Genomic DNA, 16,069 nt, shown 5'->3' on the forward strand with positions numbered 1-16,069 from the left:
ACAGCATTATTCGGTAAAGAAAACCAACCTGCAAGAAAGGGCTGCGCCATGCGGCCCCTGCGGGGATCGGTTTCGGCCGCACGCAAGACGGCCAGAATGACCTGAGGAGGAGAACCGAATGAAACTGTTTGGAACCGGCGGCGTCGTAGCCGCCGCAGTCTTTGCCCTGACCGGCTTTTCCGCCAACGCGGCGGAATGCATCGCTCCGGCCAACCCGGGCGGGGGATGGGATTTCACCTGCCGTCAGGTGGGCAAGTCGCTGCAGGATCTGGGCCTGATCGACCAGACCATGCAGGTGGTGAACCTGGCCGGTGGCGGCGGGGGCGTGGCCTTTGCCGAGGTAGTGAACAAGCGCAATGACGACAACGAACTGATCGTCGCCGCAAGCGCCGCAACCGCAACCCGTCTGGCCCAAGGCGCCTATCCGGGCAACACCATGGATCAGGTCCGCTGGCTGGCCGCGATCGGCGCCGATTATGGCGTGATCGCCGTGGCTGCCGACAGCCCGATCAACACCCTGCCCGAGCTGCTGGACCAGATCAAAGCCGACCCGTCCTCGGTTTCGGTCGCGGGCGGTTCGGCCGTGGGCGGCTGGGACCACCTGAAGGTGCTGATCGCGGCCAACGCCTATGGCATCGACGATGTCCGCTCGGTCAAGTACATCGCCTTTGACGGCGGCGGCGAGGCGGTGACCCAGCTGCTGGCCGGCTCGGTCCAAGCCTTTACCGGCGACATTTCCGAGGCCAAGGGCTTCGTGGACTCCGGCGACATCAAGGTGATCGCGGTTCTGGCGCCTGAACGTCTGCCCGGCGAATTCGCCGATTTCCCGACCGCCAAGGAACAGGGTGTCGACGCCATCGGCGCCAACTGGCGTGGCTTCTATGCCCCGGGCGGCATGTCGGACGAGGCCTACAACGACTGGGTGTCCAAGATCGCTCAGCTCTATGCTTCGGACGAGTGGAAAGACGTGATGGCCGCCAACGGCCTGGCCCCGCTGGACCTGCAGGGCGAAGACTTCCAGAACTTCGTCGCCGACTCGGTGGCCCAGATCCAGGCGATCTCGAAAGAGATCGGGATCATCAAGTAACCGCACCACTCACGTGCAGGCGGGTGCCGCAACCGTGTGGCGCCCGCCATCCTTTTACCCGAACAACAGGAGACACCGATGAGTGACCGCATCTTCGGGGTCGTCGGACTGCTTCTCGCCGTCGGATTCGCGATATCCGCGCTGGCGATCGAAGAAAGCTTTCTGTCCGATGCCGTTGGGCCCAAGGCCTTTCCCTTGATCATCGCCGCCATCCTGGGCCTGTCCAGCGCCATCATCGCGCTGCGCCCGGACGCCGAACCCGAATGGCCCGCGCTGGGCCGGCTGGTCGAGGTCGGCGCCGCCGTGGTCGTGCTGATCCTCTATGCCGAACTGCTGCCGGTGGCGGGGTTCGTCATCGCCACGGCCTTTGCCGCCACCTATCTGGCCTGGCGGCTGGGTTCAGGCCCGATCGAGTGCATCCTTGTGGGAATTGGCACTTCGCTGGGCATCTACGTCATCTTTCACCTGGTTCTGGGCCTGTCGCTGGCCAAAGGGCCGCTGGGGTTCTAGGGGGGCATCATGGAAACTCTTGCATCCTTGGGCGATGGGTTCGCCATCGCGCTGACCTGGCAGAACCTGATGCTGGCCCTGCTGGGCTGTTTTCTGGGAACGGTCATGGGCGCGCTGCCGGGGCTGGGCCCGTCGAATGGCGTGGCCATCCTGATCCCGCTGGCCTTCACGCTGGGGCTGGGCGCGACGCCCTCGCTGATCCTGCTGACCAGTGTCTATTACGGGGCGATGTACGGGGGGCGGATCTCGTCGATCCTGCTGAACATCCCTGGTGACGAACCCGCGATGATGACCTGTCTAGATGGGCACCCCATGGCCAGGAAGGGCCTTGCGGGCGAGGCGCTGTCGCTGTCGGGGATCGCCTCGTTCGTGGGCGCGTTCCTTGCGACCTGGGGCCTGATCGTGCTGGCGCCGCAGCTGGTCAAGATCGCCCTGCTGTTCGGCCCGGCCGAATATTTCGCCCTGTTCGCGCTGGCCTTCATGACGCTGGGCGGCGTGTCTTCGACCAACCAGGCGAAATCGGCCTTTGCCGCCGCGCTGGGCCTTGGGTTGGCGACCATCGGGGTGGACACCCAGACCGGCGTGCCGCGCTTTACCTTCGGCGAAGTGCACCTGTATGACGGGCTGGATTTCCTGGTGGCCATCGTCGGCCTGTTCGCCCTGTCCGAGGTGTTCATCTTTCTGGAACATCGCCACGGCGGGTCCGATGCCGAGGGCCGCAAGCTGAACATCGGCAAGCTGTATCCGCCGATGTCGATGATCAAAAGCTGCACGCCCACGATGTTGCGCACCTCGTTTCTGGGCTTCATCGCGGGGGTTCTGCCGGGCGCGGGCGCCTCGTTGGGGTCGTTCATTTCCTACACGATGGAAAAGCGGCTGGTGGACAAGGAGAACACCTTCGGCACCGGTGATCCGCGCGGTGTGGCCGCGCCCGAGGCCGGCAACAACGCCGCCGCCGGGGGTGCATTGGTGCCGATGCTGGCGCTGGGCGTGCCGGGGTCGGGCACCACGGCGGTGCTGCTGGCGGTGCTGCTGGCGTTGAACATCACGCCGGGGCCGCTGCTGTTCACCCAGAACCCGGATGTGGTCTGGGGGCTGGTGGCCGCGCTGTTCATCGCCAACTTCATGCTGCTGGCCATGAACATCCCGATGGTGGGCCTGTTCACCCGTGTGCTGATGATCCCTTCGCGCATCCTGATGCCGATCGTGGCCATGGTCAGCTTTGTCGGCATCTACGGCATTTCGGGGTCGACCTTCGATCTGCTGGTGATGATCGGCTTCGGAGTGATGGGCTGGGTTCTGCGCAAACTGGACGTGCCGCTGGTGCCGATCATCCTGGGCACCCTGCTGGGCAACGCGATGGAAAACAACCTGCGCCGTGCCGTGACCATCGACAACGGCAACTGGTGGACCCTGATCGACAGCCCGCTGTCCATCGGGTTGTGGACCATCGCCGTGATCGGCTTTGTCCTGCCGCTGATCGTGGGCGCGCGGGTCAAGGCCCGGATGCACCAGCGCCGCGACGAAGAAGGCGCGATCAGCGACTGACCGCCGCGCCATCCCGCCGTCCGCCCATCCGGGCGGGCGGCGGCCCCAATGGGTCGGGTTGCGCTGTTGACGATTTTCCCGTGCAGGCTATGCAGGACGGGTCCGCAGACGCAGCCAGCAGGAGAGGCCCGTGCCACAGGCAGCGCAGATTCGCGAATTGGAACAGTGGCTGACGGTCCGCCCGACTGACCGCCAGGCCATCCGTCAACTGGTCACCGCGCTGGAATTCGCACCTTCGGGCGTGGCGCCTGTCGGGCCATATTCGGCCGCACAGGCCCAGCTTGCGGCCCTTCGGGGCCCCGACTGGCACGAGGACCTTCTGGCGCCCGACCGCCTGGCGGAACGCTACGCCGAGTGGATGCGGATTCTGTCGGCGCACGGTCTGCACCACGCGGTTCCGATCGGGCAGGTCTTTTCGGGCCGGGTTCTGACGATCGGCGGAGCGGTTGCGCAATGCGGCGCCTGGCTGGCGTTCTTCAAGGATACCGGTGTGATTCCCGCCCTGTGCCATGACTGCTACAAGGTGCAGATCCTGCCGCATGACCTGAACGCCATGTTCCAGACGCTCGGCCTGCTGTTGAAACTCGACCTGCCCGGCGACAATGCCCGCAAATGCATGATCGAGCTTCGCGAGGGCATCGACGCCCCCTACAAGGCCTATGTCTATTGCGAGGGCCCGGACGAGGCCCACGCCTGTCTGCAGGCCTTTCGCACCCTGCAGGCGGCCAGCGGGGTGACGGGCGTGTCCAGCAAGATCTCGCATGGATGTTCGGAATACGGGCAGAAGTACCCCGAGTTCAAATACTCGGATGACGAAGCCGCCCCCGCATTCGCGCCCCCGCCCGAATGGCCCGAGATCGAGCGCCGCCATTTCCGAAATGCCCGCACACCGGTGCCCGCGCGCCGCTCAAACACCCGCCCCACCCTGAGCCTGCGCGGTGTCTTCGCCTTCTGCACCTGGGTCCGATATGCCGGGCTGATCGGCGATCCGGCCAGCGCGGCGTTCGGCTCGGCCCGCGGCCCGGGTTTCCCCCCGGCCTTTGGCAACCGCGTGCGGGGGCAGGCCGCCGACCGGGCGCGTCAGATGAAGGCATTGTGGTCGCCGACCGGGTGATTGCCGGGTTTCGGCCGGAAGGGCGCGCAATTCTTGCGCAGAAAGGCTTCGGGTGCTCAAAAAAAAGGCGATACCCCGGTCGCGCGCGGCCGATCCGCTCGGTCGCGTTGCGGCCAGTCCCGGATATGGACGATCGGTACAGCATGAGCGGGAAACTGACAGTCGTCATCGTCGAGCAGAACCGGGATCGCGCCATCGCGATCGTCGATGCGCTGACCGAAACCGGAGACGTGGACGTGCGTGTGATCGGTTCGGTTTCAGGCCTTGCGAAACAGATTGCCCGGCACGATCCCGATATCGTGCTGATCGACATCGACAACCCGTCGCGCGACATGCTGGAAGAACTGACCATGGCCTCGGGTCCGCTCGAGAGGCCGGTGGCGATGTTCGTATCCGGCGCGGCCGGCGGGCTGGCCAGGTCGGCGGTCGAGGCCGGCGTTTCCGCCTATGTCGTCGACGGGCTGAAGGCCGAGCGGATCAAGCCCGTCATCGACATCGCCATCGCGCGGTTTCAGATTCTGCGCCAGATGCGCGCCGAACTGGCCGAAACCCGCCGCGCTCTGGAAGAGCGCAAGGTCATCGACCGGGCCAAGGGCCTTCTGATGAAGTCGAAGGGCCTGCAGGAGGACGAGGCTTATGCGCTGCTGCGCAAAACCGCCATGAACCGGAACCGCAGGGTGGCCGACGTGGCCGAGGCCCTGGTCACCGCCTCCGAGTTGCTGTCATGAATGCGGTCCCTCTCACGGCGGCCTACATGCCTCTGGTGGATGCGGCGCCCCTGATCGTGGCGCGAGAGATGGGGTTCGATCTGGCCGAGGGCATCGCGCTGGATCTGCTGGCGGCGCCCTCGTGGTCGTCGCTGCGCGACATGCTGGTCTTTGGGCACGTCCAGGCGGCGCATCTGCTGGCGCCGGTTCCGGTGGCCATGGCACTGGGGCTGGGCGGCATCGCGACACCCCTGTCCGCCATTTCGGTTCTGTCCGCCAACGGCACGGTGATCGGCGTCGGCACCCGGCTGGCGGACCGGCTGGACAGCTTGGGGTACGGATTTGATTTCCGTGATGCGCGGGCGGCCGGCGCGGCCTTGGCCCGCGTGGCCGATGACGTTCTGGTCTTCGGGGTTCCCTTCCCGTTTTCGATGCATGTGGAACTGCTGTGGTACTGGGTCGCGGGTACCGACCTGGCGGCCAGGCGGGTCGAGATCCGCACGGTTCCGCCGCCGCTGATGGCGCAGGCGCTGGCCGCCGGGGACATCGACGCCTTTTGCGTGGGCGAGCCCTGGGGGTCGGTTGCGGTCGACGACCATGCGGGGGCCTTGCTGTTGCCGGGCACCGCCATCTGGTCGGCCGCACCGGAAAAGGTTCTGGCGGTCAGGGACGGCTGGGTCGAGGCGGAACCGGATCTGCTGAACAGGCTGCTACGCGCGGTGTGGCGCGCCGGGCGCTGGCTGGCCCGCCCCGACAGCCGGACGGCCGCATCCGAGATGCTGTCGCGCCGGACCTGTCTGAACCTGCCGCCCGAGGTGATCGACCGCGCCCTGTTGGGCACATTCGCCGTTTCGACGCGGGGCGAACAGCGGCACGTTCCCGGATTTGTCGAGTTCTTCGACGGCGCTGCCACCTTTCCTTGGCGCAGCCAGGCCAAGTGGATCGCGCACCGGATGGCGGCGCGGTACGGTCTGGATCCGCAGCTGGCGCAGAGCCGGGCCGCCGGCGTGTTCCGCAGCGATCTGTACCGCAAGGCGTTGCAGGGCACGGGCGCCGAACTGCCTGGCGCGTCCGAGAAGGTCGAGGGCGCGCTGGACGGCCCGACCGCCGTCGCCTCGGCGCGGGGCCGCCTGATTCTGCCCAGAAACCAGTTTTTCGACCGACGCATTTTTGAGCCGGACAGCTAGGGCTGCACAAAATTTTTGCACCGCAGCATGAGGCGATGCCGCAATGCAGAAAAAGCCCGTGTTCCCTGTCGATTCATGGTGACCGGGCCGGGATGGCGTGGCTTACTGAGGCCATCGGAAGGCAACGGAGTCCTCCGAAGGAATTTGCCCGACAGACCGGGCACCCAGCACGAGCAAAGCCGCTCGACCGACCGCCATCTCCTCCCGGCGGTTCGTGTCGGCGGCTTTTTTGTTTGCCCGGAACTCGCGCCGGGCTGTCACCCGCGCATCGGCGCAGGACGAAAGGGACCGAAATGAAGAAACTGATGCTGAGCCTGGCCATGACCACGTCGCTGACCGCGCCGGCGCTGGCCGAAATGTTGGAGCTGGAAAAGGACGAACTGACCTTCGGCTTCATCAAGCTGACCGACATGGCGCCGCTGGCCGTGGCCTATGAGCAGGGGTATTTCCTGGACGAGGGACTGTTCGTGACGCTCGAGGCGCAGGCCAACTGGAAGGTTCTGCTGGACGGCGTAATCGGCGGCCAGCTGGACGGCGCGCATATGCTGGCCGGTCAACCGCTGGCAGCGACCATCGGCTATGGAACCGAGGCGCATATCATCACGCCGTTCTCGATGGACCTGAACGGCAACGGCATCACGGTATCCAACGAAGTCTGGGCCGAGATGAAACCAAACATTCCGGTGATGGACGACGGCCGCCCGCAGCACCCGATCAGCGCCGAGGCACTGGCTCCGGTGGTCGAGAAGTACAAGGCCGAGGGCAAGCCCTTCAACATGGGCATGGTGTTCCCGGTTTCGACCCACAATTACGAACTGCGCTACTGGCTGGCCGCCGGGGGCCTGAACCCGGGCTATTACAGCCCCGAAAACGTGACCGGCCAGATCGGCGCGGACGTGTTCCTGTCGGTCACCCCGCCGCCGCAGATGCCCGCGACGCTCGAGGCCGGCACGATCCATGGCTATTGCGTAGGCGAGCCGTGGAACCAGCAGGCGGTGTTCAAGGGCATCGGCGTTCCGGTCATCACTGACTACGAGCTGTGGAAGAACAACCCTGAAAAGGTATTCGGCATCACCGCCGAATTCGCCGAGGAATACCCGAACACCACCTTGGCCGTGACCAAGGCGCTGATCCGTGCGGCGATGTGGCTGGACGAGAACGACAATGCCAACCGTCCCGAGGCGGTCGAGATCCTCAGCCGCCCGGAATATGTGGGGGCCGATTACGAGGTGATCGCCAACTCGATGACCGGCACGTTCGAATACGAAAAGGGCGACAAGCGCGAGGTGCCCGATTTCAACGTGTTCTTCCGCTACAACGCGACCTATCCGTTCTATTCCGACGCGGTCTGGTACCTGACCCAGATGCGCCGCTGGGGGCAGATCCCCGAGGCCAAGCCGGACAGCTGGTATGACGAGGTCGCCAAGTCGGTCTACAAGCCCGAGATCTATCTGCAGGCCGCGCGCCTTCTGGTCGAGGAAGGCCTGGCGGACGAGGCTGATTTCCCCTGGGACAGCGACGGCTACAAGGCACCCACCCCGGCCGAGGACATCATCGACGGCATTCCCTTCGATGGTCGTGCGCCGAACGCCTATCTCGAAAGCCTGCCGATCGGCCTGAAAGGCGACCAGAAGGTCGTCGGGACCGAAGTCCAAGGCTGACCCCGAACCGTCCTGCCCGGCCGCGGTCGGGCAGGGCCCCTGAAACGCCCCGCCATCGCAAGGACGCATCAGATGACAACGGTCGATCCGGAATTCAACGCAGACGCCGCACGGGACGCGCGCCGCGCCCGTCTTTTCACCCGCATCAACGCCGCCGACAAATGGTTCCTGGTGCTGGGCCTCAGCTGGGCCACGCCGGTTTTGAAGGCCGCCGCCGGCGACAATCCCCGCGCCCAGATGGCCAAGATCTGGCGGCTGCTGATCGTGCCGATCCTGTCGATCTGCGCCTTCCTGCTGCTGTGGGCCACGCTGGCGCCCAAGGTGCAGACCTCGCTTGGGGCGGTACCCGGCCCGGCGCAGGTCTGGGAGGAAATGGTCAACCTGAATCAGGACGCGCAGGCCAAGGCCGCCAAACGCGCCAAGTTCGAGGCGATGGTCGAAAAGCGGAACCAGAAGCTGATCGAGGCCGGACGCGCGGACGAGGTCAAGCAGGTCGCCTATACCGGCGCGCCGTCCTACTACCAGCAGATCTGGACCTCGATCAAAACCGTGTTCTTCGGGTTCCTGATCGCCACGGTCGTGGCGGTGCCGCTGGGCATCGCGGCGGGGCTGTCGCCCACCGCAAATGCGGCGCTGAACCCGTTGATCCAGGTGTTCAAGCCGGTCTCGCCGCTGGCCTGGCTGCCGATCGTGACGATGATCGTCTCGGCCGTCTATGTCACCAATGACGGATGGTTCGCGAAATCCTTCCTGATCTCGGCCATCACGGTGACGTTGTGTTCGCTGTGGCCCACGCTGATCAACACCTCGTTGGGCGTGGCCTCGATCGACAAGGACCTGGTGAACGTGTCCAAGGTTCTGAAGATGAACACCTGGACCAAGATTACCAAGCTGGTGCTGCCCTCGGCACTGCCGCTGATCTTCACCGGGCTGCGCCTGTCGCTGGGCGTGGGCTGGATGGTCCTGATCGCGGCCGAGATGCTGGCGCAGAACCCTGGCCTGGGCAAATTCGTCTGGGACGAGTTCCAGAACGGCTCGTCCAGCTCGCTGGCCCGGATCATGGTGGCGGTCTTTACCATCGGCATCATCGGTTTCCTGCTGGACCGGGTGATGTACGCACTGCAGTCCCTGTTTACCTTTACCAACAACCGGTGAGCGTGATGAGCATCCTCAGCTTCGAAAACGTCTCGAAATCCTTCGGCGAAGACACCGGGCGCACCGACGTATTGAACGGCATCGACCTGCAGGTGCAGGAGGGCGAGTTCCTGGTGATCCTGGGCTTTTCCGGCACCGGCAAGACCACGCTGATCAACCTGATGGCCGGGCTGGACATGCCCAGCCGCGGGCAGGTCACCTTCAAGGGCGCGCCGATCAACGGACCGGGGCCGGAACGCGGCGTGATCTTTCAGAATTACTCGCTGATGCCGTGGCTGACGGTCAGCGGCAATGTCGGGCTGGCGGTCGATACGGTCTTTCCGGGCCTGCCCAAAGCCGAGAAGGCCGCGAAAGTGGCCCACTACGTCAAGATGGTCGGCCTCAGTCACGCGGCGTCGCGCCGTCCGGCCGAATTGTCGGGCGGGATGCGCCAGCGGGTCAACGTGGCCCGGGCGCTGGCCATGAACCCCGAGGTTCTGTTGCTGGACGAGCCGCTGTCGGCGCTGGATGCGCTGACCCGCGCCAACCTGGCCGACGAGATCGAGCGCATCTGGGAAGCCGACCGCAAGACCTGCGTGCTGATCACCAATGACGTGGACGAGGCGATCATTCTGGCCGACCGGATCATCGCCCTGAACCCCGACGGCACGCTGGGGCAGGAGTTCCGCGTCTCGATCCCGCGCCCGCGCGACCGGGCGGCGATGAACACCGATGAAACCTTCAAGCGCCTGCGCGCCGAGGTCACCAAATACCTGATGGATGTGGGGATCGAAGCCAAGGTCGAAGGCACCCGCATCCTGCCCGAGGTCACGCCGATCCACGGCGTGCCCGCCGCCGTGACCGAGGCGCAGAAGGGCATGATCGACAGCCGGTTCCTGGATTTCTCGCAGCTGCACAAGGTCTACCCCACGCCCAAGGGGCCGCTGACCGTGGTCGAGGACTTCGACCTGAAGATCGACAAGGGCGAGTTCATCTCGCTGATCGGCCATTCGGGTTGCGGCAAATCCACGGTGCTGACCATGGCGGCGGGGCTGAACGAGATTTCAAAGGGCGCGATCAAGCTGGATGGCCGCCACGTCGAAGGCGCCGACCCTGAACGCGCGGTGGTGTTCCAGTCTCCCAACCTGTTCCCGTGGCTGTCCGCGAAAGAGAACGTGGCGATCGGGGTCGACAAGGTCTATCCGAACGCCAGCCAGTCCGAGCGGCAGGACGTGGTGGAATACTACCTGGAACGCGTCGGTCTGGCGGATGCGATGGACAAGCAGGCCAGCGACCTGTCGAACGGCATGCGACAGCGCGTCGGCATCGCCCGCGCCTTTGCCTTGTCGCCAAAGTTGCTGCTGCTCGATGAACCTTTCGGGATGCTCGACAGCCTGACCCGCTGGGAGCTGCAGGAAGTTCTGATGGAGGTCTGGTCGCGCACCAAGGTCACCGCGATCTGCGTCACCCATGACGTGGACGAGGCGATCCTGCTGGCCGACCGGGTGGTGATGATGACCAACGGCCCGCAGGCCACGATCGGCAAGATCACCCGCGTTGATCTGCCCCGCCCGCGCACCCGCAAGGCGTTGCTCGAACATCCCGACTATTACGCCTACCGGCAGGAAGTGCTGGATTTCCTCGAAGAATACGAACACGGCGCCAAGCCGAAATCGCCCGCCCCCAAGGCCATTGCAGCGGAGTGACCCCATGAAACAGAAACTTGTCGTGATCGGTGCCGGGATGGCGTCGGGCCGCGTGCTTGAACATCTGACCGAGACCGCGCCGGATGCGTTCGACATCACCCTGTTCAACGCTGAACCGCGCGGAAACTACAACCGCATCATGCTCAGCCCGGTTCTGTCGGGCGAGAAGACCTATGAGGACATCGTCACCCATGACGGCGACTGGTACGCGCAGCGGGGCATCGCCTGCCGCTTTGGCGAGCATGTGGTGAAGATCGACCGCGAGATGAAGGTGGTCGAGGGCGAAAACGGCCATGTGCCCTATGACAAGCTGCTGATCGCAACCGGCTCGGCGCCGTTCATCATTCCGGTTCCGGGCAAGGACCTGCCCGGCGTCATCACCTATCGCGATCTGGACGACACCAACGCGATGATCGACGCGGCCGCCAAGGGTGGCAACGCGGTGGTGATCGGCGGCGGGCTTCTGGGGCTCGAGGCCGCGGCGGGGCTGGCCGAGCGCGGCATGACCGTTACCGTCGTGCACCTGATGGGCCACCTGATGGAACGGCAGCTGGACGAGGCCGCCGGATACCTGCTGCGCAAGGATCTGGAACGCCGCGGCATCACCGTGCGGACCCAGGCCTCGACCAAGGCCATTCTGGGCGAGGGTCGCGCCGAGGCGGTGCTGCTGGAAAGCGGCGAGACGCTGCCCGCCGATCTGGTGGTGATGGCCGTCGGCATCCGCCCCGAAACCCGGCTGGCCACCGATGCCGGGCTGGACGTGGCCCGTGGGATCGAGGTGAACGCGCAGATGCAGAGCTCGGACCCGGATGTGCTGGCCGTGGGCGAATGCGCCGAATTCGACGGCCACCTGTTCGGCCTGGTGGCGCCGCTCTACGATCAGGCCAAGGTCGTGGCCAATACTCTGCTGGGCCAGCCCGATGCCTTCGTGGTCAAGGAACTGGCCACCAAGCTGAAGGTCACCGGCTGCGACCTGTTCAGCGCCGGAGACTTCGCCAAGGGCGAGGGACGCGAGGACATCGTGTTCCGCGACCCGGCGCGCGGGGTCTACAAGCGGCTGGTGATCGAAGACGACCGCCTGATCGGCGCGGTCATGTATGGCGACACCGCCGATGGCAGCTGGTTTTTCGGCCTGATCAAGGACGGCACCGACATCGACGAGATGCGCGACACGCTGATCTTTGGCCCGGCCTATCAGGGGGGCGACACCGCGGACCCTCTCTCAGCCGTTGCAGCATTGCCGCCTGAGGCGGAGATCTGCGGCTGCAACGGCGTATGCAAGAGCACCATCGTCGAGGCGATCGCCGCCGGGGCCACCGATCTGACCGCCGTGCGCGCCAGCACCAAGGCCAGCGCATCCTGCGGAACTTGCACGGGTCTGGTCGAACAGGTCCTGCAGGTCACGCTTGGTGATGAGTTCCAGATGCCGGCGGCGCAACCGATCTGCGGGTGCACCGACCTGACCCACGAGGACGTGCGCCGCCTGATCAAGGCGCAAGAGCTGAAAAGCCAGGCCGCCGTCTGGCAGGAGCTGGGCTGGAAAACGCCCAATGGCTGCCATGTCTGCCGGCCGGCGATCAACTATTACCTGCTGGCCGACTGGCCGCTGGAATACCAGGACGACCCGCAAAGCCGGTTCGTCAACGAACGCAAACACGCCAACATCCAGAAGGACGGCACCTTCAGCGTCGTGCCCCGCATGTGGGGCGGCATCACCAACCCGGCCGAGCTGCGCGCCATCGCCGACGCGGCCGAGAAATATGACGTGCCCACCGTCAAGGTCACCGGCGGTCAGCGAATCGACCTGCTGGGCGTCAAGGGCGAGGACCTGCCCGCCATCTGGGCCGATCTGAACAAGGCCGGCCTGGTCTCGGGGCACGCCTATTCCAAGGGTCTGCGCACGGTCAAAACCTGCGTCGGCACCGATCACTGCCGCTTCGGAACCCAGGACAGCGCCGGCCTTGGCATCAAGCTGGAACAGATCCTGTGGGGCTCGTGGACACCGCACAAGCTCAAGCTCGCGGTCTCGGGTTGCCCGCGCAACTGTGCCGAGGCGACCTGCAAGGATATCGGCGTGGTCTGCGTGGACTCGGGCTATCAGATCGGTATCGCCGGGGCGGCCGGGATGGACGTAAAGGAAACCGAGCTGCTCTGCCAGGTCCCGACCGAGGACGAGGCGATCGAGGTTGTGATGGCCGTCACCCAAGCCTATCGCGAGGGCGGCAAGTATCTGGACCGGTTGTACAAATGGCTGGCCAAGGTCGGCATGGACTGGGTCAGGGCCAATGTGGTCGACGACCTCGAAAACCGGCGGGCATTGGTCGCGCGGTTCGAACTGTCGCAGAGCATCTATCGCAAGGACCCCTGGGCCGAGCATGTGCGCGACAAGGCGCCGAGCTATGCGCCGATTGCGGATTTCACCCTGGAGGCCGCGGAATGAGCTGGATCGACATCGGACGTATCGACGACGTGCCGCTGCGGGGCGCACGTCTGGTGAAAACCCGTCTTGGCTGCATCGCCATCTTCCGCACGGCCGAGGCGGAACTGTTCGCGGCCAGCAACGCCTGCCCCCACAAGGGCGGCCCGCTGTCCGAAGGCATCGTGCATGGCCAGTCGGTGACCTGCCCGCTGCACAACTGGGTGTTCGACCTGAATACGGGCGAGGCCCAAGGCGCGGATGAAGGCCGGATCACCACTTATCCGGTTCGGCTGGAGGCCGGGCGCATCCTGCTGGACGCTCGCGCCGTCACCGAGCGGAGCGCCGCGTGATGGACGGCTCGAACCTGCCGGAGGTCCGATCCACCTGCGCCTATTGCGGCGTGGGCTGCGGCGTGCTGCTGCGCCCGGACAGGGCCGGCGGTCTGACCGTGCGGGGCGACCCGGACCACCCGGCGAATTTCGGACGGTTGTGTTCCAAGGGTACCGCGCTGGGCGAAACGGTCGGGTTGGAGCACCGCCTGCTGACCCCGCGCGCCTTTGCCCGGGACGTGGGCTGGGACGAGGCGCTGCAACTGGTGGCCGACCGGTTCCGCGAAACGATTGCCGCGCATGGTCCCGACAGCGTGGCCTTCTATGTCTCGGGGCAGTTGCTGACCGAGGATTACTACGTGGCCAACAAGCTGATGAAGGGCTTCATCGGATCGGCCAATATCGACACCAATTCGCGGCTGTGCATGGCCTCGACCGTGGCCGGGCACAAGCGGGCCTTTGGCACCGACACCGTGCCCGGCACCTACGAGGACCTGGATCAGGCCGATCTGGTGGTGCTGGTCGGGTCGAACCTGGCGTGGTGCCACCCGGTTCTGTACCAGCGCGTCCTGGCGGCACGGCAGGCGCGCGGCACCCGGATCGTGGTGATCGATCCACGGCGCACCGCTAGCTGCGATCAGGCCGATTTGCATCTGGCGCTGAACCCGGGCAGCGACGTGGCGCTGTTCAACCGCCTTCTTGCGCGGATCCATCAGGGCGGTCATGTGCAGCCCGATTTCCTGACCCGGACCGAGGGCTTTTCCGACGCTCTGCACGCCGCACGGCGGGATGACCCAATACCCACGGGCCTGACCGAGGCGGAAATCGATGCCTTCTGCGATCTGTGGATCAAGACCCGGCGGGTCGTAACGGTGTTTAGCCAGGGGGTGAACCAGTCCTCTTGCGGCACCGACAAGGTGAACGCCATCCTCAACTGCCATCTGGCCACCGGTCGGATCGGGCATCCGGGCATGGGGCCGTTTTCCGTGACCGGCCAGCCCAATGCGATGGGCGGGCGCGAAGTGGGCGGGCTGGCCAACGCGCTGGCCTGCCATCTGGACATCGAAGACCCCGATCACCGGACCGCTGTGCAACAGTTCTGGCAAGCGCCGAAAATGCCCGAGCGCGCGGGCCTGAAGGCCGTCGACATGTTCCGCGCGGTCGAGACGGGCCGGATCAAGGCGCTGTGGATCATCCACACCAATCCGGCTGCGACCATGCCCGATGCCGACCGCGTGCGCCGCGCCATCGCCCGATGCCCCTTTGTCGTGGTCAGCGACATCACCCGGCAGACCGACACCGCCCGCCTGGCGCATGTTCTGCTGCCTGCCACCGGCTGGGCGGAAAAGGACGGCATTGTCACCAACTCGGACCGGACCATCAGCCGCCAGCGCGCGGTTCTGCCGCCCCCCGGTCAGGCCAGACCCGATTGGCAGATCCTGTCCGAGGTCGGCCGCAGAATGGGATTCGGCCCCGCGTTTCGCTATCGGTCCGAGGCGCAGATCTTCCGCGAACATGCGCGCCTGTCCGCGCTTGCCGCCGCATTGGGCAAGGATTTCGACATATCCGGCCTGTCCAACTTGTCCGATGACGACTATGCCTCGCTGACCCCGACCCGGTGGCCGGTCAACGGGCCTGGGGCGGACGGCCGCTTGTTCGGCGATGGGCGGTTCTTCCACGCGGACGGCAAGGCCCGGTTCGTACCCGTGACGCATCGCGGGCCGGCCGCACGCCCGACGCGGGACTATCCGTTCGTGCTGAACACCGGGCGCATTCGCGATCAATGGCACACGATGACCCGGTCGGGCCTGTCGCCGCGCCTGTCGGGCCATCTGGCGGAACCCTTTCTGGACCTGCATCCCGACGACGCGCTGCGCCTCGGCGTGCAGGTGGCCGATCTGGCCCAGGTCACCAGCCCCGTCGGGCGCGGTCTGTTCCGGGTGCGGATCACGGACACGGTCCGCCCGGGCCAGGTTTTCGCGCCGATGCACTGGACCGCCGAGACGGCGCCCGCATCGCGGGTGGACGCGCTGGTTCCCGGCCCCACCGATCCGGTCTCGGGCCAACCCGAAAGCAAGGCGGCCCCGGTCGCAGTTCGGCGGATGCAGGCCGCATGGTACGGCTTTGCGGTCTCGGGAACCGCGATTGCGCCCGATGTCGAGTATTGGGCCCGTGCCCGAACGACGGGGGGGTACCGAACCGAACTGGCCGGCTGCAATCCGATCCTCGATTGGGAGGCGACCGCGCGAACCTGGTTCGACCTGCCGGAGGCCCCGGTGGTGACCGTCTCGGATGCCGCGCGCGGCGCGCACCGGCTGGTCTTTACCGAGGGCGCGCGGCTCAGCGCCGTTCTGTTCGTGGCCAAATCGCCCGTCGCGCTGATGCGCGATCATGTGGCGTCGCTGCTGGGAGGCGAGGCGGGCGCGGTTCTCAGCGGCCGGGCGGCGCATGGCCTTGCCGATGCGGGGCCCGTCGTCTGTGCCTGTTTCGGGGTCGGGCGAAAGACGGTCGCGCAGGCGATCCGGTCAGGTGCGGCCCGGACCTTGGACGAACTTGGCGCCGCGGTGCAGGCGGGAACCAATTGCGGGTCCTGCCGCCCCGAACTGGCCGAGCTCTTGCGCCTGCATGCACCGAATGGCACGCGGGCCCAAAACGCCCCGGCCTGAG

At 66.0% G+C, this 16,069-nt stretch carries 12 protein-coding genes; all 12 read left to right on the top strand.

Translation table 11 applies throughout. The annotated features are described in order from the left end of the window. Positions 1-118: 118 nt before the first annotated feature. Complete coding sequence (locus tag F3H26_RS00700; RefSeq protein WP_149774144.1) at positions 119-1,087, top strand: Bug family tripartite tricarboxylate transporter substrate binding protein; 969 nt, start codon at positions 119-121, stop codon at positions 1,085-1,087. Between the two features lie 78 nt (positions 1,088-1,165). Next, positions 1,166-1,597: a tripartite tricarboxylate transporter TctB family protein gene (locus F3H26_RS00705; protein ID WP_149774145.1), complete on the top strand. Its 432-nt coding sequence runs from the start codon at positions 1,166-1,168 to the stop codon at positions 1,595-1,597. Positions 1,598-1,606: 9 nt separating this feature from the next. Beyond that, positions 1,607-3,145 (top strand): tripartite tricarboxylate transporter permease, encoded by a 1,539-nt coding sequence (locus F3H26_RS00710; protein ID WP_149774146.1) that lies wholly within the window; start codon positions 1,607-1,609, stop codon positions 3,143-3,145. A 130-nt stretch (positions 3,146-3,275) separates the two neighbouring features. Continuing rightward, complete coding sequence (locus F3H26_RS00715) at positions 3,276-4,259, top strand: hypothetical protein (protein ID WP_149774147.1); 984 nt, start codon at positions 3,276-3,278, stop codon at positions 4,257-4,259. Positions 4,260-4,402: 143 nt separating this feature from the next. Continuing rightward, entirely contained in the window at positions 4,403-4,987 is a 585-nt protein-coding gene (locus F3H26_RS00720) for an ANTAR domain-containing response regulator (RefSeq protein ID WP_149774148.1), read from the top strand. Further along, positions 4,984-6,153, top strand: a complete 1,170-nt coding sequence (locus tag F3H26_RS00725; protein WP_149774149.1) for a CmpA/NrtA family ABC transporter substrate-binding protein — start codon at positions 4,984-4,986, stop codon at positions 6,151-6,153. The genes F3H26_RS00720 and F3H26_RS00725 overlap by 4 nt, the downstream gene beginning before the upstream one ends. A gap of 293 nt (positions 6,154-6,446) precedes the next feature. Continuing rightward, positions 6,447-7,814 carry a CmpA/NrtA family ABC transporter substrate-binding protein gene (locus F3H26_RS00730; RefSeq protein ID WP_149774150.1) on the top strand — a complete coding sequence of 456 codons (1,368 nt, stop codon included), beginning with the start codon at positions 6,447-6,449 and terminating at the stop codon, positions 7,812-7,814. Between the two features lie 72 nt (positions 7,815-7,886). Further along, complete coding sequence (locus tag F3H26_RS00735; protein WP_149774151.1) at positions 7,887-8,969, top strand: ABC transporter permease; 1,083 nt, start codon at positions 7,887-7,889, stop codon at positions 8,967-8,969. Between the two features lie 5 nt (positions 8,970-8,974). Further along, positions 8,975-10,654: an ABC transporter ATP-binding protein gene (locus F3H26_RS00740; protein WP_149774152.1), complete on the top strand. Its 1,680-nt coding sequence runs from the start codon at positions 8,975-8,977 to the stop codon at positions 10,652-10,654. A 4-nt stretch (positions 10,655-10,658) separates the two neighbouring features. Then, entirely contained in the window at positions 10,659-13,094 is a 2,436-nt protein-coding gene (nirB, locus tag F3H26_RS00745; protein WP_149774153.1) for a nitrite reductase large subunit NirB, read from the top strand. Then, positions 13,091-13,423, top strand: a complete 333-nt coding sequence (gene nirD, locus F3H26_RS00750; protein WP_149774154.1) for a nitrite reductase small subunit NirD — start codon at positions 13,091-13,093, stop codon at positions 13,421-13,423. Before nirB ends, nirD begins: the two co-directional genes overlap by 4 nt. Further along, the gene (locus F3H26_RS00755; RefSeq protein ID WP_149774321.1) at positions 13,423-16,068 is read left to right on the top strand and encodes a nitrate reductase; all 2,646 of its coding nucleotides are present in this window, start codon (positions 13,423-13,425) and stop codon (positions 16,066-16,068) included. Before nirD ends, F3H26_RS00755 begins: the two co-directional genes overlap by 1 nt. The last annotated feature ends 1 nt before the right edge of the window (position 16,069 follow it).

Origin of the sequence: Ruegeria intermedia, assembly GCF_900129345.1 — a bacterium.
Classification (GTDB): Bacteria; Pseudomonadota; Alphaproteobacteria; order Rhodobacterales; family Rhodobacteraceae; genus Ruegeria; species Ruegeria intermedia.